The following is a 20574-nucleotide window of genomic DNA, read 5'->3' as shown; positions in this document are numbered from 1 at the left end:
GCCTTGCCCATCGTCGCCGGCGCTGGCGCCGGCGACGATGGGCAAGGCGATTGCCGGCGAGCTGGGCCTGACCGGCCAGTTGATGTGGGGCGGCGCGGGCGGCGATGTCTGGGTCGACCCCGCGCTGAGCCCGGCCGACCGCCGCCGTGTCGTCGATGCCGCCGTGCGTCGCTATGCCGCGCACGAACAGGTCGAGACCGTGTTCACCCGCGCCCAGATTCTGGCGACCGCGCTGCCCCGCCAGCGTTCGCCCGACGCCTGGACACTGATCGAGCGGGCGCGCGCCGCGTTCGATCCGGCCCGGGCGGGCGATTTCGTCGTCGTGCTCAAGCAGCGGGTGACGCCGATCCCCGACGCCTCGCGCGGCTATGTCGCCACGCATGGCAGCATCTGGGACTATGACCGCCGCGTGCCCATCCTGTTCTGGCGCAAGGGGATGGCCGGCTTTGAACAGCCGCTGGCGATCGACACGACCGACATCGCGCCGACACTGGCCGGCATGCTGAAGCTGCCGCTGCCTGCGAACGAGATCGACGGTCAGTGCCGCGACCTCGACGTGACGACGGCGAGCACCTGTCCCTGACTTGGGTCGGCGCTTTCACCGGACCTTAGCCGTTCGGCGCTAGACCGGCGGAGTGGCACGCACATCCTCCATCCTTTCGTTCGGCCTGCGGCGGCGCGCCGGATTGGTCGTCCTGCTGGCGATCCTCGCCCTGATCGGGGCGTTGACCAGGCATGGGATGACCCGGAGCCCCGAGCGCGCGCTGATCGCGGAGGTACGCGGGTTGCTCGCGCGCGAGGGCATTGCCGGGGCGGTGGTGGCGACCGGTCGGGTCGGCGGACAGCCCGAACTGACCGCGATTGGCATGGCGACGCCCGATCGGCCGATGCGCCCCGATGACCAGTTTCGCCTCGCCAGCCTCGCGAAGCCGCTCACCGCGGCGGCGGTGTTGGGGCTGGTGCGCGCAGGCCGCCTCACCCTCGACACTCCGGTTGCGGAGGCGGGCCCCGGCATCACGGTGCGCCATCTGCTCCAGCACAGCGGCGGATGGGACCGCGTGGCGACCTTCGACCCGATCGGCGATCCCGCGTCGTCGGCGCGCCTCGGCCTGACCGCTGCGGACCGCTGCGAAGCCATCGCCGACCGGATGCCGCCCGCGCAGTTCGCGCCGGGCACGCGCTACGCCTATTCCAATCTGGGCTATTGCCGGCTCGGCCAGGTGATCGCGCGCGTTTCGGGACGGTCCTATGCCGACCAGGTGCATCGCACGGTGCTTGCGCCGCGCGGGGCGGCGCTTCGCTATGGCGGCGTGCCGAGCGTCAGGCATCCCTCGTCCTGGACCGCGGCAAATTTTCGGGCACTGGGTCCGGGGGGTGGCTGGAGCGGCAGCGCGGGCGACTATTGGCGGTTCGCCGCCGGGCCGGTCGATCCCTATGTCCGGACCCGTCCGGCCTATGCCGCACCGGGCGATGCCAGCTATTACGGGCTGGGCTGGCGCGTGTGGCGCGGCGGCGTGCTCAGTCATTTCGGTGCGATCGAGGGCGCCTTCGCCCTTGTCGTCCGCGACGGGGACCGGGTGGCGGTGGTGGCGATGAACGGCAGGCCCCGTCGGGACGAACGTGCGGCGGCGCAATTGATCGCCGCGTTCGCACCGGCCGTGCGCTAGCCGGACCGGGCCGACGCGCGGCGCTAGCGTCGTTCCAGCGCGCGGATGCCGGGTGCCAGCCGGTTGTTGGCCAGCACCACCGGTTCATTGCCATAGACCGCGACGAAGGCCGGGCTGCGCGTCTCGCCGGGGGCGAGCGTCGCGACATTGCCCTCGACGCGCAGGCCCGCGGACGAATGCGTGTGCTTTTCTGCACCGACGACGATGAAGCCGGTCCAGTTTTCCTTGTTGCGGCCCTGGACGAAATGATTGCCCGCGATGATGCCGCGCGCGCCCTCGGACAGGTCGATCGCGTAATTGGTCGCGCGCCCGCGGCTGTCGTCGAAGCTCGAATCGCGGATCGTGACGTTGGGCACGCGCATCTTGACGTAATGGCCGCCGCGTCCGCGCTCGAACCGCGACCGCGTGATCGTGACGCTGCCTTCGTTGCCGAGATAGATCGAATGGGCGCAGTCCTCGGTTTCGTGGCACTGGCCCAGTCCGGCAAAGGTCGACTGGTCGATCACGATCTTCTGGCCGCTCGGATGCCCGCCGAGAATGCCTTCCTGGCTGTCGAGAAACATCGAATTGACGACGGTCAGGTCGCCGATCTCGGTCCGGATGCCCGCGCCGTTGCCGTCGGGCACGCGCAGGTTGCGAAAGACGATGCCGTCGACGACCGACCCGCGACCGCGCAGGACGAACGCGGCCTTGTCCTCGCACGCCACGCCATCGAAGATCGCGGTGCCCGGCTCGACCGCGCGATAGGTGATGTGCCCGCCGCTCTGGACGGTGCACTCGCGATAGACGCCGGGCGCGATCAGGATCGTCGCGCGCCCGTCGCGGACCGCGCCGACCGCATCGTCGAGCGTGCGGAAGGATTCGCCCGTTTCCGCGATGGTGAACGGACCGGCGGCGCGCGGTTGCGCGATGCCGGGGGCGGCCAGCATCACGGCCAGCATCGGGATCAAGGCGTGTCGCATCTTCGCTCCTTCGCCGTCACCCATCCCTCGCGCGCGGGTGCCGCGAAAGCGCGAAGGAGGGTTAATCGAGTCCCGTTCGGGCACGCCCCGCGAATGAAGCGCAAAAACCCGCAAGAAACTGCCGTTTGTCCCTGAACCGTAACATAATCCTAAGCTGTCGTTTACGATCCAAACCCTAAGCCTGCCGCGCATGTCGACGCTTCCCGCCCCCGCCCGGATCCCCCCGGCACCATCGCGATCCGACCGGATTTCCGACTGGATGTCTTCGGCCGAGCGCAGCCCGGCGCACGCGACGACCGCGGATACGCTGATCAGCGTCATCGACCGGTTCCAGGCCAATCCCGACCTGCGGCTGCTGCCCGTGCTCGACCCGCTGGGGCGGCCGCGCGGCGCGATTTTCGAGCGCGATGTCCGCCGCCTGCTGCTCAACCCCTTTGGCCACGCGCTGCTGCGCAATCCGGCCTATGGCGGCGATCTCACGCCGCACGTCCGCGATTGCCCGGCGGTCCAGCATGACGTGTCGATCGGCGAAGCGCTGGAGCAATATCGCGTCGGGCGCGGCAGCGAAGGGATGGTGATCCTGCGCGGCGACCGGCTGTTCGGCATCCTCACCAATCGCCGGCTCGCGCTGCTCGCCGCGGAGTGGGAAGTCCACCGCGCCGCAGGGCGGATCGCAAGGGCAGAGCAGATCGAGGCTGCGGCCGACCGTTTCGACCGCGAGGTCGCGGCGCTGGGCGACACGATGGATATGCAGTCCGAAATGCTCGAGCGCGAGGCCGCACGCGTGGCGGACGGCGCCGCAACCGCCAGCACGCGCGCGGCCGCGGTCGCCGCCGCCGCCGCGCAGACCAGCGTCCATATGGAGGAAATTGCCGGGCGCGGCCACGACCTTGCGCAGGCGCTCGAATCGATCGCGGCGCGGACGGGCGAGGCACGGCGGACCGCCGGCGAGGCGGTGGCGCTGGTCGCCGCAGGCAGCGCGCAGACCGCGGAACTCAGGGTGTCCGCCCAGTCGATCGGCTCGGTGATCCTGCTGATCGGCGAGATTTCCCGCCAGGTGAACCTGCTTGCACTCAACGCAACGATCGAGGCCGCGCGCGCGGGCGAGGCCGGGCGGGGCTTCACCGTCGTGGCGAACGAGGTGAAATCGCTGTCCAACCAGACCGCGATCGCCGCCGAACGGGTCGGCAGCTATATCGCCGAGATCACGCGCGCAGTGGACGAAGTCGCCAAAAGCCATGCCCGCTTCGAGACCGCGATCGGACAGATCGCCGGCCACTCGATCGAGATCGAGCAGGCGGTCGAACAGCAACGGGCCGCCACCCGCACGATCGCGTTCAACGCCGACCAGACCAACGATGCCAGCCGCGCCATCGGCAACGACGCCGAGGCGATCAACGCGACCGCCCGCAGCGCGGCGGAAAAAGCGCAGGCGATGCTGTTGATCGCCAAGCGCGTCTTTGCTGGTGCCCGCCAGCTCGCGGCCGAAAGCGCGCATTTCGCCGAGCAGATCCGCGCCGTCTGACGTCGCGAAGCGGCGTCCTACGCGTCGTCGATCGGGGTTGCCGGGGCCATTGCGAGCGCAAGCGCGGCGCGGGTGCGCGGCAGGATCAGCTGGCGCAGCAGCTCGACATCGTTTTCCAGCGCCACCGGATCGTGCCCGCGCGCGGAATGCAGCGCTGCCTTCAGCCAGTCGCTCACCTGCGGCTGCGCCAGCGCCCAGCCAATATGTGCGTCCGCGCGGGCGAGCGCCAGCTCGGGCTCGGGGCGGAGCTGGGCGAGGTGCGGCCGCCGCCCGATCGCATCATGACCGGCCATGTCAGGCGAGCTCCGTTTCGCGCGCGGGGGTTGCGGGGGCATCAACTGCTGCCTCCCATGCCAGTCCGGGGCGATAGCGCGCGGTCATCCGCCCCTGGTCGTCGAGCGCGAACAGATGCAGCCAGCCATTGTCAAACAGGGCGCGGACATCGGGATGGCGCTCGAGGACCGCGGTGATCGCGTCGATGGGCGCGGCGATGCAGACGGTGAGCCGCAGCGGCTCGTGCATCAACGCGGTGCCGTCATGCACCGACTGCCAGGGCAGCCCGGCGCGTAGCACGCCGCCATTGCCCTCGACCACGCCCATGCCGCCGATCACATTGTGCAGCAGCTTGTTTCCGCCGCCGAACAGGGCGGGCGCAACCGCCGACCCGTAATATTGCAGGCTGATCCAGCTGGCGACCACGACCGGCGCGGTCAGGATCAGCTCCAGCACCTTGAAGCCGGTATCCCGGTGCCAGTCATAGTCGTGGAGAAAGGCCCGGCCGGCAAGGTCGCGGCCGGCGGTGCGCTCGCGCGGGGCGGCGATGAACGCCTGGCACCCGGCCAGCGCCCATTCGGGTCGCGTCTGTGCCCAGTCGCGGCTGCGGCGGCTGACCGCATCGGCATGGCGTGCGCCGGGCAAGCGCAGCGCACGCTCGCCACGCGCCAGCGCGCCCGCGCGAGCGAACCAGGCGCGCGCCTGGTCGATCCGGTCGGAATGCGCGGTTGCCGGCTCGTCGTCGGCGAACAGCTGCACCGCATCGGTCGTCGTGTCGTGCAATGCGGCGACGAAGCGCGTGTCCGCCGGGATCGCGATCCCCTGTTCGGCCAGTCCGTCGCGGACCACCGGGTCGTTGAGCAGCGCCGCCAGCAAACGCGCATTCACGTCGCCGGGATAGCCCCCGCACGCCCCGCAATGCAGCGCGCTTGCGTGCGGATTGTTGACGACATTCGCACCATGCCCGACCAGCAGCACCAGCGGGGCAAAGCCGTCGGTCAACGACATCGCGCGCAGCACCGTCGCCGCCATGGTGACGCGGTCGGCCGGATCGGGCATGGGGTCGAGCCGGGGCGCGGGCGCATCCACGCCAGCACCGCCCCGAACGCCGATCGCGTCGCGGACCAGCTTGACGACATAGGCCGGGCCCGCGGCTTCGACAAAGGCGAAGGACGAGACCGCGGCGAGCTTGAACCGGCCCCAGGCGCGCGCCGCCCGGTGACGGAAGCGGGCCGTCCGGTCCGCGTCGATCAGCGCGGTGTCGGTGGTGGTCGATGCCAGCCCCGGGTTGAGCAGCACCGGCAGGCGATGTTCGGCGACATCGGAGCCGAAGCGGCGATGCGATGCGGTCAGCCCGAAAAAGCCGGCAAAGCCCAGCGTGCGGATCGCCGGGTCAATCGATTCGAGCGCGCGGCGAAACACCTCCGATCGCACGTCGATGCAGAACGCCGCCTGCATCGCGGGTGCGACCGCGGTGCGCGGTGCCGCCGGCGCCGCCAGCGTTTCGGCCAGCCGGCGCTGCGCCGCACGTTCGCTGGCGTCCTGAAGAATGGCGTCGATCCGCTGATCCATGTCGGGCGCGACCGGGCGCGCATAGTCCGCCAGTGCGGCCGTCCAGTCGGCCGCGATCCGTGGCGCATAATGTTCGAGCAGCGCGTCCTCCCACAGCATACGGATGCACAGGAAGTCGGTGATCGTATCGTCGCCGCTGCCCGCGAGCTGCGCCTGCCACAATCGGTAGCGCGCGGTGTGCGCCCAGCCGCCGAGCGTCGTCAGCAGACGGTGGAAATAGGTCGGCATCGCCGCGCCCCCCAGGCCCAGGCGGGCGGCGGCGCTGATCATCGCGTCGGTCGACGCGTCGGGCAGGTCGGCGACGAAGGCCGCGAAGCCGCGCAAGCCGACGATCTCCGGCGTCAGATCGTGGGTCGCAACGGCGCGCCAGGCGGCATAGGCGCTCTTGCCGCGCGGGGCCGCCCACAGCGCCTGGCCTTCGTCGAAATAGGCGCCGGCCCATGCCCCGAACCGCTCCGCAATCACCGCGGGCCAGTCGATACCCGACGCCCGCGCCGCCAGGTCGGCGACGGTGGGCAAGGCCGCGGGTGCGGGCGTGTCGACGGCGACGGCGGCCCGGAGCCGCGCGAGCGTCGGCGGCGGGCTGTCGCCGGCCGCGGCGGCGTTGATCGCGGCCGCCAGATCGACCTCGCGGATCGCGCCGCTGGCGATGCGCGCGCGATACCAGGCGCGCGGCATCGTGATTCGCGCACCGGCGACCCGCGCCAGCAGCGCCGCCGTGTCCGCCAGCGACCGGTCGGCCTGACCCAGAAACGGGTTCACCGCGACGCTGGCGGCCAGCGGCCAGGCCGGCGGGATGGCGCGCGCGGCCGCATCCGCACTGGCGAACAGCCGGTCCAGATCGTGCACCTGATCGGCGATCGACATCGACATCTCCTTATCCTCCATCGTCATTCGGCGGCGCGCATGCGCAGCCGCCAGCCGCCGAGCAGCCGGTCGTGGACCGCATTGGCGTAAAGCCCGTTGGCCAGGTGCACGCGCAGCCCCGCAGCGGCCGGGTGATGCGCCCAGAGCGGGAACATCGCCTGGGCGACCGCGACCAGCCCGAAGCTCGCCACCGCGAGCACGATCAGCGTCCATTCGAGCGCGCCGGGCGGCGGGGCGGCGGGCAGGGTGCCCGCCGTCAGGTCGAGCGCCAGCGCGTGCAGCCCGAAATAGGCGAGCGAGGCGATCAGCGCATAGCCGATCATCCGGCGGGTCAGCGGACGCGGTGCCGTATCGGCCAGCCCCTGTGCGAGCAGATAGGCGACGCCGAAGATCAGGATTGCGCCGAGCGCCAGCGCCTGGGGAGATTTGTCGGCAAAGCCGAAGAGCGCGCCGATCGCGGCATAGATGGCGAGCGCGACCAGAAAGGCGCGGCCGACCGCGCGCGGGCGCGGGACCGCCACCGGGCCGGGTCGGCGCGCCGCCGCAATCCGGTCGACCGCGCCGCCGGACGCCAGGAACGAATGCGCCTTGTACAGCGAATGCGCGACGATGTGCAGCAGCGCGAGCGGGAACAGCGCCAGGCCGCATTGCATGATCATGAAACCCATTTGCGCGACGGTCGACCAGGCCAGCGACGTCTTGACCGCCGGCTGGGTGAGCATCACCAGCCCGCCGAACAGCGCGGTGAAGCCGCCGACCATGACCAGAATGGCAAGCACGCCGGGGGCCAGCAGCATGACGTCGGCGAAGCGGATCAGCAGGAAGCCGCCAGCATTGATCACGCCGGCGTGGAGCAGCGCGGAAACCGGCGTCGGCGCCTCCATCACTTCGGTCAGCCAGCCGTGCAACGGGAACTGCGCCGATTTGAGCATCGCGGCGAGCGCGATCAGCCCGGCGGCCGCGATCGCCCAGCCGCCGCCTTCGCCGCGCGCCGCGGCCGCCGCGATCGCGCCGATGTCGGTTTCGGCATAGGCGCGGATGAGCAGCACCGCCGCGCCGATCAGTGCGACGTCGGCGGCGCGCGCGGTCACGAACTTCTTGCGCGCCGCGCGGCGCGCGGCGATGCGACCGGGGTAGAACAGCAACAGGCGATGCAGCGCCAGGCTGGTCGCGATCCACGCGAGCACGAGCTGGACCAGGTTGCCCGCGGTCACGAGCAGCATGACCATCGCCAGCGTGACGCCCAGCCAGCCCATGAAGCGGCCATGCCCGGACTCGCCGTCGAGATAGGTCGCCGCATAACGCAGCACGACCCAGCCGATGAAGCTGACCAGCATCAGCATCGTCGCGCTGACTACGTCGAGCCGCACCGACAGGCCGATGCCCTGAGCGCCGGTCAGCGCGCCGAGCGTGCCGGTCGTTGCGCCGTCGCGTGCCAGCATGAAAATGGCCGCGGCGGCGATCGCGATCGTCGCCAGCGCGGCGGCTTCGATCATCCCCAGCACCAGCCGCGAGGGCCGCCCGCGCGCCGCGAAGCCGAACGCCGCCGCAGCGAGGGTCAGCAGCGGTGCGCCGAGAAGGAGGAAGGAAGATGCCGCCATGATCGTCTCCGACAAATTGCTGGCGGCGACCTAGCGCCAGCGTGCCGATGACAAAAATTCATTGTGCGCGCCATATCGTTCGATAAAAGCGAACGATATGGCGGAGCTGAACTACAACCATCTGCGCTATTTCTGGGCTGTGGCGCGCGACGGGAACCTGACGCGGTCGGCCGAGCGGCTGAACGTGTCGCAGTCCGCATTGTCGGTGCAGATTCGCAAGCTCGAGGCGCGGCTGGGTCATGCGCTGTTCGAGCGGCGCGGGCGCCAGCTCGTCCTGACCGAGGCGGGGCGGATCGCGCTCGACCATGCCGACGCGATCTTTGCGACGGGCGAGGAGCTGGTGGGGACGCTGCGCGAAGCCGGGCGCACCCGCCACGCGCTGCGGGTCGGCGCGCTCGCCACCTTGTCGCGCAATTTCCAGATCAGTTTCCTGAAGCCGCTGCTGGGGCGCAGCGACATCGAAGTCGTGTTGCGATCGGGCAGCATGTCCGAGCTGCTCGTGGCGCTGCAATCGCTCAATCTCGACATGGTGCTGACCAACCTGCCGCCGGCATCGGACGCGCTGACCCCCTTCATCGCGCACAAGGTCGCCGAGCAGCCGGTGAGCCTCGTCGGTGCGCCTGCGCTGCTGGGTGGCGAGCGCGTCGTCGAACGGCTGCTGCGCCGCCATCCCGTCATCCTGCCGACGCTCGACAGCGCGGTGCGCAGCCATGTCGACGCGCTCGCCGACCGGCTCGGGTTGCGGCTCCAGATTGCGGCCGAAGTCGACGATATCGCGATGATGCGTCTGCTCGCGCGCGAAGGCTTCGCACTCGCCGTGCTGCCGCCGATCGCCGTGCGCGACGAGCTGGACGCGGGCATGCTGGTCGAGGCCGACGCGCTGCCCGGGATCAACGAAAGCTTTTACGCGGTGACGGCAGCGCGGCGCTTTCCGAACCCGCTCGTACGCGCGCTGCTGCCGCAATGAGACCGCGCGTGCATTCCCCCTTGACAGGCAAATGGTACTAAGGTGGTATGTAACCACTAGGGGAGGAACATATGACCAAAGCCCGGCCCGCACTCCGTCTGTCCGCCGCTGTCGGCGCGATCGGCATCGCCCTGTTCAGCGCATCCTCGGCCATGGCGCAGGACGCGCCGGACCCGGCGGCGCCCGCTGCCGAAGCCGATGATCGCGACGGCGACATCGTCGTCACCGGCACCCGCATCCGCAGCGCCGGGCTGGCATCGACCAGTCCGATCAACACGGTCGACGCCGAACAGATCCAACTGCTGCGTGCGGTGACGATCGAGGATTTCTCGACCAAGCTGCCCCAGCTCGCCGGCGGCGTGAACTCGACCTCGGTCGGCAGCGACGCGTTCGGCGCACAGACGCTCGATCTGCGCAGCCTGGGCCAGAACCGCACGCTGGTGCTGATCAACGGCACGCGCGCGGTGCCGTTCTCGTTCCGCAATGCGGTCGATGTGAACGCGATTCCCGCACCTTTGCTCAAGCGGGTCGACGTCCTGACCGGCGGCGCTGCCGCCGTCTACGGCGCCGACGCGGTGGCCGGCGTCGTCAACTTTATCATCAATGACGATATCCGCGGGCTTCAGGCGAGCGGCAATTACCGCGCAGTCAGCGACGGCGCGTCGCAGGCCAGCGTCTATGTGAGCGGCGGGCTCGACCTGGGCGGGCGCGGCAGCATCGTCGCCTATTTCGAATATACCGATCGCGATCCGCTGCTCGCCGGTGAGCGGCTGGAAACCCGCACCGGCCCTGCGACCGCGCCGATCGGCGGCAATTTCCGCGATGTCGCCAGCGGCCGGACCTTTTCGTTCGACGCCGCGGGCAATTTCACGCTGACCCCGCAGACGACCGACTACACCTCGCAATTCCTGCTGGTGCAGCCGCTGGAGCGGATCAACGCCAGCGCGTTCTTCAAATACGATCTGACCGACGCGATCCAGGCCTATGGCCGCTTCCTTTATTCGGGCGTCGACACGCGCGGCGGCACGCGCACCGGCCAGAATCCCGCGACGATCGGCGGCGCGGGCGTCAACGTCCAGATCGCACAGAACAATCCGTTCCTGACCCCGCAGATCCGGTCGCAGCTGACCTTCGTCAACGGCTTTGCGACGGTCAACGTCCAGCGTTCGCTGGGCGAGCTCGGCACCACAGCGGCAATCAACGACCGCGATACGTGGCAGGGCCAGATCGGGCTGCGCGGCGACCTGACCCCCGCCATCCGCTGGGACGCCTACTACCAGATCGGCGAGACGCGCGAGAACATCACCGTCGTCGGCGACGGCCTGCGTGCCAGCTTTGCCGGGCTGGTCAACACGACCGATATTTTCGGGCCGGGGGGTGACTTCACCTCGGTGCTGCGCGACTTCGACTATGGCTCGCGCGTGCGCCGCCAACAGGTCGGGTCGGCCTATATCTCGGGCGACACCGGCGATTTCTTCAACGGCTGGGCCGGTCCGTTCGGCTTCACCGCCGGCTATGAATATCGGCACGAAAAGGGGCGCTTCAGCTATTCGCCCGACCTCAGCCAGTCGTTCAACCAAGGTGCGGAATCGGCGCCGCCGGTGCCGCCCTTCATCCGGGTGCATGAGCTGTTCGGTGAACTGGTCGTGCCGCTCTTGCGCGACTTCCCGCTGGTCAAGTCGCTGACGGTCGAGGGGGCCTATCGCCGGTCGTGGTATACCCGATCGGTCGGCGAGGACCGGTCCTACGACACCGACAAGCTCGGCCTGAACTGGGTGGTCAGCGACGATCTGCGTCTGCGCGGAACGCGCCAGACGGTCATCCGCGACGCGAATATCGGCGAGTTCGCCAATCCGGTCTTCTCGATCCCGTTTTCCAGCCTGGTCACCGTCGCGCGCCTGTTCCCGCGCTATGGCGGCGATCCGTGCGCGCTGGGCACCGGCAATGTCGAACAGTGCACGCGCCAGGGCTATCGCGGGCCATATGACTCACGGGCGGCGGCCAATCTGACCGGCGGCTATTTCTTTGGCGGCAACGCCAATATCCGCGCGGAAACCGGCCGGACCTATACGGTCGGCGGCGTGCTGACCCCGCGCTTCCTGCCTGGCCTGTCACTTGCGGTCGATTATTACAGCATCTCGATTCGCGATGCGGTCGGCCAGATCCAGCCAGTCGATGCGCTGACCAGCTGCTACATCACCGATCCGAGCGCCGACAATCCGTTGTGTCAGGCGGTGTCGCGCGATCCGGTCACCGGCTTTCTGCGCGATGCGTTCGTCGATGACCGCAACCTGGCGCGGATCAAGCAGCAGGGCGTCGACGTCGATTTCCGCTATGCCCTTGCGCTTCCGGCCAGCCTGCCGGGCCGCCAGCTGGCGTTCGGCTATCAGGCCAATTTCGTCACGTCATACAGCATCCAGCGCAACGCCGCGCTGACCCCGGTGAATTGCAAGGGCAGCTATGGCGCGCGCTGCTCATCCGACCTGGTCACGCTCGTTTCGCCCGATTATCGCCACCGCGCGACGGTGACCTGGGATGCCAAGCCATTGACCGTCCAGTTCGGGTGGAAACGGATCGGCGAGGTGCGCGACAGCACCGTCGGCAGCACGGACACGATCGATGCGTTCGACTATTTCGACCTGAACGTCGCGATCCGGCCTCCGACCACTGGGCTGACGATCACGATCGGTGTCGACAACCTGTTCGACAAGCGGCCGCCGACGCCGCGCAACGCAGGTGCGTTCAACACCTATCCCGACACCTACGACATTCTGGGCCGCACCGTCGGCGGGTCGCTGACGCTGACGCTGTAATCGTCCGGTCACGCCGGAACGCCAATCGATCGCCAAGGCCGGAGTGACTGACATGCCGTTGCAGTTTGCGCCGATCGACTGGGCGATCCTGGGGGGATATGTCGGCCTGCTCGCGCTGGCCGGCTATCTCGGCACGCGGCGGGGCGTCGGCACGGCGGACGACTATTTCCTGGCGGGGCATTCGGCGCCGGTGTGGCTGGTCGCGGTGTCGGTGTTGTCGACGGTCCAGTCCGCCGCGACCTTTCTGGGGGTGCCGGACTACAGCTTTCGCGGGGATTTCGCCTATCTGGCGGTGACGATCGCGGCGTGGCTGGCGGCGGTGTTCGTCGGCCGGGTGCTGATCCCGCGCTTCTACCGGCTCGACGTGGCGACGGTCTACGAGTTGCTGGAGCGTCGCTACGACGCGGCGGCGCGGCGGGCGGCGGCGGCGATGTATCTGGTCGGGCGCACGCTGGCGAGCGGCGCGCGGCTCTATCTCGCCGCGATCGCGGTCTCGATGATCATGTTCCTCGATATCGCGCCGCACCACATCGTGATCGCGGCGTTCGTGCTGCTGGTCTTCGGGCTGGTCTTCACCTTTTTCGGTGGGCTCAACGCGGTCATCTGGAGCGACCTTGTCCAGGTCGTGCTCTATATCGGCGCGGCGATCACGGTCCTCGTCATCCTGCTGATCAAGATCCCGGCCCCGATCGACCAGATCGTCGCCGCGCTCCACGACGCGCCCGGCGGGGTCGACAAGCTGCGGCTGGTCGACTGGCGGTTCGATCTTTCGGCGCCCTTCTCGATCTGGGCGATCCTCACTGGCCTGGTGCTGCTCAACATCGGCAATTCGGGGCTCGACCAGGATACGACCCAGCGGCTGCTTGCCTGCCGCAATTCGGGCGAGGGCGCGCGCGCGCTCTATGGGTCGATCTATGCCTCGGTGCCGGTCATCGCGCTGTTCCTGGCGATCGGCGCGCTGCTCCATGTCTTCTACGAGCGACCGGACTTGATGGGCGCGCCCGCCGGTGCGCTGGCCGGGACCTTTCAGGGCGAGCGGATCACCGTCTTCATGGCGTTCATCCTCAGCGAAATCCCGCCCGGCGTACGCGGGCTGGTGACGGTGGGGGTGATCGCCGCCGCCGCGATCAATTCGGGGCTGATCAGCATGTCGTCGGTCGCGATCAACGATTTCTACCGCCCCTGGGTCGAGCGAAGCGGGCGGGCGGACGAGGCGCATTTCGTCCGCGCCGGGCGCTGGACGACCGTGCTGCTCGGCTTCGCGCTGTTCGTGACCGCGATCGCGTGCTCCTACTGGCAGCGCGCCACCGATGCGCCGCTGCTCGAATTCGTGCTGGGGGTGATGGCGTTCGCCTATGCCGGGCTGCTCGGCGTCTATTTCACCGCGGTATTCACCACGCGCGGGTCCAGCCTGTCGGTCCGGCTCGCGCTGGTCGCCGGGTTCGTCACCGTGCTCGCGCTCCAGCCGGCGATCGCTGAGTCGATCGGCCTGCCCGTCGCACTCGCGCAGATCGCGTTTCCGTGGCAGCTTCTGATCGGTACCGGCGTCGCGTTCATCGTCTGTCTGTGCGGCAGCCCTGCTGTCGCCACGACCAGGGAAACGACCGTTCATGCGTAAGACCGAAGGCATCGATCCCCGTTTCGTCGAACTCGACAGCTGGCCGACCGCGACCGCGGTGGAGGCGATGCTGGAGGGCCAGCTGAGCGCGGCGGCGGCCGTGCAGGGGCAGGTCGGCGCGATCGCCGCCGCCGCCGACCGCGCCGCCGAACGGCTGGGCAGTGACGGCCGGCTGGTTTTCGCCGGCGCGGGGACCTCCGGCCGCATCGCGGTGCAGGACGGGGTGGAGCTCGGCCCGACCTTTGGCTGGCCGGCCGCGCGCACGGTCTTCCTGCTCGCCGGGGGGATGGATGCGCTGGCGCAAAGCGCGGAGGGCGCGGAGGACGATGGCCCCCGGGCACGCGCCGATGTCGCCGCGCACCGCATCGGCGCGAACGACGTGATGGTCGGCGTCGCCGCGAGCGGGCGTACCCCCTTCACCATCGCCGCGATCGAGGCGGCGCGCACGGCCGGCGCGCTGACGATCGCGATCGCCAACAATCCGGCGACACCGCTGCTGGCCGCTGCCGAGCTTGCCATCACGCTCGATACCGGCGCGGAGACGATCGCGGGGTCGACGCGGATGAAGGCCGGGACCGCGCAGAAGATTGCGCTCAACCTGCTATCGACCGCGATCATGCTCCGGCTCGGCCGGGTCTATCGCGGCCGGATGGTCGACATGGTGATCTCCAACGCCAAGCTGCGCGATCGTGCCGAGCGCATGGTCGGCGACTTGGCCGATGTACCTGTCGATCGCGCGGCCGCCGCGCTCGACAGGGCGGACAACGACATCAAGCTCGGCGTGCTCGTCGCGCGCGGGCTGGACACCGATGCCGCGCGCGCATTGCTCGCCCGCGCCGGCGGCCGGTTGCGCGACGCGATGGCGTTGCTCGACATGGAGCCGGGGCGGTGAGCGCGCGCGCCGATTTCTCCGCGCCGGCCAACACCCCCATCTATCTGCGGCTCGCCGCCGACCTGCGCGACCGCATCGTCACCGGCGAGATCGCGATCGGCGATGCGCTCCCGTCCGAACGCGACCTGTGCGACCTGATGGGCGCATCGCGCGTGACCGTGCGCCGGGCGATCGAGACGCTGATCGACGAGGGGCTGATCGTCCGCCGCCAGGGTTCGGGAACTTATGTCGCCCCGCGCATCCAGGCCCCCAATTCCTATCTCAGCAGCTTCAGCCAGGACGCCCGCGCGCGGGGCGAGAAGACGCAGACCATCTGGATGATGAAGACGCGCGCCAGCGCGTCGGCGGAGGAAGCCGCGATACTGGAGGTCGCGGCGGGCGCGGCGGTGATCCGGCTGGGGCGCGTCCGTCTGGCTGGGGGCGAGCCGCTGGCGATCGAGAATGCGATCGTCCCGGCGCTGTTCCTGCCCGACCTCGAGCAGCTGGGCGATTCGCTTTATGAAACGCTCGAACGCGGCGGTTTCCGCCCGGTCAGCGGGACCCAGCGCATCCGCGCATCGCTCGCCACCTCGACCGAAGCGGGGCTGCTGTCGATGCAGGAGGGCGCCGAGATCCTGAGGATCGAGCGGCTGACGCGGCTGGCCGATGGCCGCGCGGTCGAATTCACCCGCTCCGCCTATCGCGGCGACCGCTACGAGTTCGTTAGCGAGCTGCGCGGACCCTACGCGCTGCTGTGACCGATGCGCAGCCCCGGCCGCGCGATCCGTCGATCGACGCGTTCCGCGGCCTGACCGTCCTGCTCATGATCCTCGTCAACCTGCAGGTACCGGGGATGGGTGCCTGGCCGCTGCTCGTCCACGCGCCCTGGCATGGGCTGACCTTTGCCGACCTCGTCTTTCCCTGGTTCCTGCTGATCGTGGGGATGTCGCTGCCGCTCGCGCTCGATGGTCGCGCGGTGGGGTCCGGCGCGATCGGGCGGCGTGCGCTGCTGTTGTTCGTGATCGGGCTGGCGCTCGCCTGGCTGATCCGGCCGACCCTCGATCCCGCGCAGTTTCGCTGGATGGGGGTGCTGCAGCGCATCGCGATCGTCTATCTCGTCTGCGCGCTGATCGTCCGCGGCACGGCCGGATGGCGCGCGCCGGCGATCGTCGCGGCGCTGTGCCTGATCGGGCACGCGGTGCTGCTGGGTCTGCCGCCGCCGGGCGGCGCGGCATCGCTCGCGCGCGGGATGGGAATGGCCGGGTGGCTCGATCGCGCCGTTCTGCCGGGCCGGCTCTATCCCCCCGGCTTCGATCCCGAAGGCGTGCTGTCGACGCTGGGCGCGATCGCGACCGGGCTGATCGGCGCGGCAGTGATGCGGGGGCCGGGGCTGGCGTCGCGGACGGGCCGGGCGGCGACGATCGGCGTGTTGATGCTGCTTGCGGGCGGTGCAGTCGCATGGCTGAGCGGCCAGCCAGTCAACAAGCCGCTCTGGACCCCCGCTTTCGTGCTGGTCACTGCCGGACTGGGCCTCTTGGTCTGGCGCGCGTTGCAGGCGGGATGGCGCTGGATCGGTAACACGGGGGTTGGCCGCATGCTGGCGCTCGCCGGCCGCGCTGCGCTGACCGTCTATGTCGTCCACACCCTGCTGATCGCGCTGCTCGTGCGCCGCCTGGCGGGGGAGGCGCGGCTGTGGGAGCTGGCCGGCGACGCGCTGGTCGGCACCGGCCTCGGCGCGCCCAACGCCTCGCTGGTCTTCGCGCTGGCCGGCACGATCCTGAGCCTCGCAATCACCGCGGCGCTGGCGCAGCGCGGCTGGACGCTGCGGGTGTGAATCGCGCTTGCCGAAACTGGTATTAAACAGGTATTGCCTCCGTACCCTCCCCGCGAGTTTCACATGCCCCTGCCTGCCGAGACCCTGATGTTCGCCGAAGCCGCCGCCGCCGGTGCGGCCGTTGCGCGCCAGGGCGAGGCGGTTGAGCCGGCACTGGCCGTGCTGGTCGACCGGCTGCGCGCGCTCGATCCGCCGCTGGCCTTCACCTGCGCGCGCGGCAGTTCGGACCATGCCGCCACCTATGCCAAGTTCATGTTCGAAACCCGGCTGGGATTGCCGACGGTGTCGCAGCACCCCTCGCTGGCGTCGGTCTACGGCGATCCGGCGAGGGGCGCGCGTGGCGCTGCCTTTTTTGCGATCTCGCAATCGGGGCGCAGTCCCGACCTGATCGCGGCGACGCGCGCGGCGCACCGCGCGGGTGCGCTGGTGACCGCTTTGGTCAATGATTCCACCGCGCCGCTCGCCGACGAAGCGGACAGCGTGATGCCGCTCACTGCCGGGCCGGAGCGCAGCGTCGCCGCAACCAAGAGCTATATCGCCACGCTGGCGCTCATCGCGCGACTGGTCGCGGCGTGGACGGCGGACCGCGCGCTGACGGATGCGCTCGCGGCGCTGCCCGACGCGCTGGCCGTCGCGTGGCAGGCCGACTGGAGCGAGGCGCTGGCCCCGCTCGCGGGCGCACGCAGCCTGTTCGTGCTCGGCCGCGGCTCGACGCTCGCCATCGCGCAGGAAGCCGCGCTCAAGCTCAAGGAGACCTGTGCCCTCCATGCCGAGGCGTTCAGCATCGCGGAGGTTGCGCACGGCCCGATGACGCTGGTCGAGCCGGGCTTTCCCGTGCTGGTCTTTCCCCCGCACGATGTCGACCGTGCGCTGATCCGTCCGGTGCTCGACACGCTCGAGGCGGCGGGGGCGCGGCTGCTGATCGCGGGCGAGGGCGCGCTGCCGATGACGGGCGATCCGCATCCCGCGCTTGCCCCGATCGTGATGATCCAGAGCTTTTACCGGCTGGCTAATGCCGTCGCACTGGCGCGCGGGCGCAACCCCGATCAGCCGCCGCTGCTCAACAAGGTGACGCTGACGCGATGAACGGGCGGACGCGACTGACCGGCGCGCGCATCCTGACGCCGCGCGGCTGGCTGGACGATCATGCGGTGGTGATCGATGGTGGCCGGATCACCGCGCTGCTGCCCGCGACGGTGGCGCGGGACGGGCGGGAGGTACGGCTCGACGGTGGCCTGCTCGTGCCGGGCTTCATCGATGTCCAGGTCAATGGCGGCGGCGGGGTCCTGTTCAACGACCAGCCAACGGTCGAGGGTGTGGCGGCGATCGGCGCGGCGCATCGCGCCTTCGGCACGACCGGGTTCCTGCCGACGCTGATCAGCGATACGCTGGATACCGTCGCGCGCGCGATTGCCGCGGTCGATGCCGCGATGGCGCGGGGGGTGCCGGGCGTACTCGGCATCCATATCGAAGGCCCGTTCCTCAACCCCGAGCGGCACGGAATTCACGACCCCGCGCATTTCCGTACCCTCGATGCTGATGCGATCGCGTTGCTCGCCTCGCTCGAACGCGGGGTGACGATGGTCACAATCGCGCCCGAACGCGCCCCGCCGGGCGCGATCGCGGCACTTTGCGAACGCGCCGTGATCGTCATGGCGGGGCACAGCGCCGCCGACTATGCGACGATGCAGGCGGCGAAGCAGGCCGGGCTGCGCGGTGTCACGCATCTGTTCAACGCAATGAGCCAGCTTCAGTCGCGCGAGCCCGGGATCGTCGGCGCGACGCTCGACCTCGGGCTCCACGCCGGGGTGATCGCCGACGGCCACCATGTCCACCCCGCCGCGCTGCGCGTCGCGCATCGGGTGCTGGGCTGCGAACGGATGCTGCTCGTCACCGACGCGATGCCGACGGTCGGGTGGGACCGCGACCGCTTCCGGCTGGGCGAAACCGAGATCATCGCGCGCAACGGCGCGCTGCGCGACGCCGCCGGGACATTGGCGGGATCGCATCTCGACATGGCGGGGGCGGTGCGCAATGCAGCCGCGATGCTCGGCGTGCCGCTGGCGGATGCCTGTGCGATGGCATCGGCGACGCCCGCCGAGCTGATCGGGCTGGGCCGCAGCCATGGCCGGATCGCGCCGGGAATGGTCGCCGACCTGGTGCATCTCGACGAGGAGCTGACCGTCCGCGCGACATGGATCGGCGGCGAGACCGGCACGGACTGAGGCGCGGGGCGGGAAAACGGTGTCGATGCTGCGTCGGCGCAGCGGGCTTCAGGCGTGCAGCGCGACGGGTCCGCCGGCAAAGATGATCGCGCCGTCCACCGCATCGCCCATCGGTTCGACCAGCCGGTCGACGACGCGCGCGCGCAGCCACGGCTTGATCCGCTGGGCAACGCCGCCCATCAGCGCGCAGCGGATCGCGCCTTCGGCGACGATCGTCTCGATGAAGCGTTCGACATGCTGCGCAGCATCGCGAATGATCGACAGCGCGATCTCGTCGCCATTTTCGGCGAAGTCGAACACCATCGGTGCCAGCTGCGCGTAATCGCCCGGCGTCGCATCGTCCATCCAGGCGATCACGTTGGGAATGGCATTGCCGAACTGCTGGGTCACCGCCTGGCTGAGCGGGGTGGGGCGGGTGCGCCCGTCGAGCGCGCGCAGCGCGTGGCGGATCGCGCTCAGCCCCAGCGCGGCACCGCTGCCCTCGTCGGAGATCGGGAAGCCGTAGCCGCCGATCGAATACATGTCCTCGCCCCGACGGATCATCGCCACGCTGCCCGTGCCCAGGATCAGGATGGCCCCGTCGCCGCCGCGATGCGCGCCCAGATTGGCGATCACCGAATCGCTGGTCAGCGCGACGTTGGCGAACGGCCAGTCGAGCGCCTGGATGCGCGGCTTCATGCCCGCGCGCGTGATGCCGGCGATGCCCATGCCGGCGCGGATCGCGGCAACCGCGGCACCGTCCAGCCCCGCTTCGGCGATCGCCTGTCCGGTCGCGTCGCTGATCGCGGCGAACAGCCGGTCGATCCCGACATGCGTGTTGGCTGGTCCGCCCGTGCCATTGCCCAGCACCCGGCCATCGGCGTCGCACAGCCGGGCGCGACAGCGCGTGCCGCCCGCGTCGATGCCCAGATAGAATGGCTTCATGCAGGTCACTCCGCTGCCCGACCAAACCGGCCAAATCGCCAAATTGGTATTAGGGTGGTATTATCGGAGTCGATCGCGTCGATCAATGCCGGATTGGGCTCGGTCGGGGTTGCCCGTCAGGCCGGCGCGCCGTCGATCAGGTCGACGACGTCGGTGATGATCGTGCGCATCCGTTCCGCCGCCTCCCGCGGGTCGCGCGCGACGATGGCGTCGCGCACCGCGGCATGCGCGGGCACGCTGGCGGTGCGCCCCTTGATCCGGTTGGTGAAGCGGATCGAGGTGCGCAGCGCGGTCTCGACCAGCCGGCGGAACTGCGCGAAAAACGGATTGCCCGACGCGTTCAGCACCGCGATGTGAAAGGCGATGTCGGCATCGAGCGTATCGTCCTCGCCGCGTTCGGCGGCTTCCATCCGTGCGATTCCCCGGTTGATCCGCTCAAGCTCGGCCGCGCCCGCCGCCTGCGCCGCCAGCGCCGCCGCCGCCGGCTCGATCGCGACGCGCAGCTCGCTGAACTGGCGCAACAGCGTCAGCGACAATTTGCGATCGAGCAGCCAGTCGAGCACGTCGGGATCGAGCAGGTTCCACGCCGAGCTTGGCCGGATCACGGTGCCCTGGCGCGGGCGCGCGGACAAAAGCCCCTTCGCCGTCAGCATCTTGACCGCCTCGCGCGTGACCGAGCGGCTGACACCGTAGCGTTTCGCGAGGTCGGATTCGGTCGGAAAGGGTGCGTCGTCGAATGCGCCGGTCACGATTTCGCGCCCCAGCCGGTCGAGCATGCCATGCGTCAGGTTGCGGCCGAGCGACATCCGCCGGTCAAGTCCGTTGTCCCCGTCCATCATGAGTCGCGCCATTCGT

At 69.8% G+C, this 20574-nt stretch carries 16 protein-coding genes and 1 pseudogene; 11 read left to right on the top strand and 6 right to left on the bottom strand.

The genetic code is table 11. The features are described from left to right. Window positions 1-583: pseudogene (locus tag AX709_RS18810) on the top strand (alkaline phosphatase family protein); the annotation flags it as partial. 52 nt (window positions 584-635) lie between these two features. Next, window positions 636-1667: a serine hydrolase domain-containing protein gene (locus tag AX709_RS01540; protein ID WP_066546030.1), complete on the top strand. Its 1032-nt coding sequence runs from the start codon at window positions 636-638 to the stop codon at window positions 1665-1667. 23 nt (window positions 1668-1690) lie between these two features. Here the strand turns inward: AX709_RS01540 and AX709_RS01535 are convergent, their stop codons facing one another. After that, window positions 1691-2629, bottom strand: a complete 939-nt coding sequence (locus AX709_RS01535; RefSeq protein WP_066546042.1) for a right-handed parallel beta-helix repeat-containing protein — start codon at window positions 2627-2629, stop codon at window positions 1691-1693. Between the two features lie 190 nt (window positions 2630-2819). On the opposite strand from AX709_RS01535, the gene AX709_RS01530 reads away from it, so the two are divergent. Then, entirely contained in the window at window positions 2820-4154 is a 1335-nt protein-coding gene (locus AX709_RS01530; protein ID WP_156454102.1) for a methyl-accepting chemotaxis protein, read from the top strand. A 17-nt stretch (window positions 4155-4171) separates the two neighbouring features. Here AX709_RS01530 and AX709_RS01525 read toward each other — a convergent pair whose 3' ends face one another. The 3 genes from AX709_RS01525 to AX709_RS01515 are packed head-to-tail and all read right to left on the bottom strand — an operon-like array spanning window position 4172 to window position 8467. After that, on the bottom strand, window positions 4172-4447 hold the full coding sequence (locus AX709_RS01525) for a hypothetical protein (protein ID WP_066482963.1): 276 nt from the start codon (window positions 4445-4447) through the stop codon (window positions 4172-4174). 1 nt (window position 4448) lies between these two features. Beyond that, a complete protein-coding gene (locus AX709_RS01520; RefSeq protein WP_066546040.1) occupies window positions 4449-6866 on the bottom strand; it encodes a YbcC family protein in 2418 nt (805 codons plus the stop codon). A gap of 23 nt (window positions 6867-6889) precedes the next feature. After that, a complete protein-coding gene (locus tag AX709_RS01515) occupies window positions 6890-8467 on the bottom strand; it encodes a proton-conducting transporter transmembrane domain-containing protein (protein WP_066546038.1) in 1578 nt (525 codons plus the stop codon). A 97-nt stretch (window positions 8468-8564) separates the two neighbouring features. Between AX709_RS01515 and AX709_RS01510 the strand changes: the two genes are divergently transcribed. From AX709_RS01510 to nagA, 8 genes are all read left to right on the top strand, one after another. Continuing rightward, window positions 8565-9434, top strand: a complete 870-nt coding sequence (locus AX709_RS01510) for a LysR family transcriptional regulator (protein ID WP_066546025.1) — start codon at window positions 8565-8567, stop codon at window positions 9432-9434. Between the two features lie 71 nt (window positions 9435-9505). After that, a complete protein-coding gene (locus AX709_RS01505; protein ID WP_066546022.1) occupies window positions 9506-12247 on the top strand; it encodes a TonB-dependent receptor plug domain-containing protein in 2742 nt (913 codons plus the stop codon). Between the two features lie 52 nt (window positions 12248-12299). Then, window positions 12300-13865, top strand: coding sequence for a sodium:solute symporter (locus AX709_RS01500; RefSeq protein ID WP_066546019.1), 1566 nt, complete (start codon window positions 12300-12302; stop codon window positions 13863-13865). Continuing rightward, on the top strand, window positions 13858-14757 hold the full coding sequence (locus tag AX709_RS01495) for an N-acetylmuramic acid 6-phosphate etherase (protein WP_066546012.1): 900 nt from the start codon (window positions 13858-13860) through the stop codon (window positions 14755-14757). The genes AX709_RS01500 and AX709_RS01495 overlap by 8 nt, the downstream gene beginning before the upstream one ends. Continuing rightward, complete coding sequence (locus AX709_RS01490; protein ID WP_066546010.1) at window positions 14754-15494, top strand: GntR family transcriptional regulator; 741 nt, start codon at window positions 14754-14756, stop codon at window positions 15492-15494. Before AX709_RS01495 ends, AX709_RS01490 begins: the two co-directional genes overlap by 4 nt. Beyond that, complete coding sequence (locus tag AX709_RS01485) at window positions 15491-16570, top strand: acyltransferase family protein (protein WP_066546001.1); 1080 nt, start codon at window positions 15491-15493, stop codon at window positions 16568-16570. The genes AX709_RS01490 and AX709_RS01485 overlap by 4 nt, the downstream gene beginning before the upstream one ends. 63 nt (window positions 16571-16633) lie before the next feature. Continuing rightward, window positions 16634-17656 carry an SIS domain-containing protein gene (locus AX709_RS01480; protein WP_066545999.1) on the top strand — a complete coding sequence of 341 codons (1023 nt, stop codon included), beginning with the start codon at window positions 16634-16636 and terminating at the stop codon, window positions 17654-17656. Beyond that, a complete protein-coding gene (gene nagA, locus AX709_RS01475; RefSeq protein ID WP_066545996.1) occupies window positions 17653-18795 on the top strand; it encodes an N-acetylglucosamine-6-phosphate deacetylase in 1143 nt (380 codons plus the stop codon). The genes AX709_RS01480 and nagA overlap by 4 nt, the downstream gene beginning before the upstream one ends. 48 nt (window positions 18796-18843) lie before the next feature. On the opposite strand, the gene AX709_RS01470 is transcribed toward nagA, so the two are convergent. Together AX709_RS01470 and AX709_RS01465 are read right to left on the bottom strand one after the other, a co-directional pair. After that, the gene (locus AX709_RS01470; RefSeq protein WP_066545993.1) at window positions 18844-19719 is read right to left on the bottom strand and encodes a BadF/BadG/BcrA/BcrD ATPase family protein; all 876 of its coding nucleotides are present in this window, start codon (window positions 19717-19719) and stop codon (window positions 18844-18846) included. A 116-nt stretch (window positions 19720-19835) separates the two neighbouring features. Beyond that, the gene (locus tag AX709_RS01465; RefSeq protein WP_066483068.1) at window positions 19836-20555 is read right to left on the bottom strand and encodes a FadR/GntR family transcriptional regulator; all 720 of its coding nucleotides are present in this window, start codon (window positions 20553-20555) and stop codon (window positions 19836-19838) included. Window positions 20556-20574 lie beyond the last annotated feature (19 nt).

This window comes from Sphingomonas sp. CCH15-F11 (assembly GCF_001557005.1).
Classification (GTDB): Bacteria; Pseudomonadota; Alphaproteobacteria; order Sphingomonadales; family Sphingomonadaceae; genus Sphingomonas.
The sequence above is the reverse complement of the archived record's forward strand: the minus strand, read 5'-3'. Positions and strand labels throughout refer to the sequence as shown.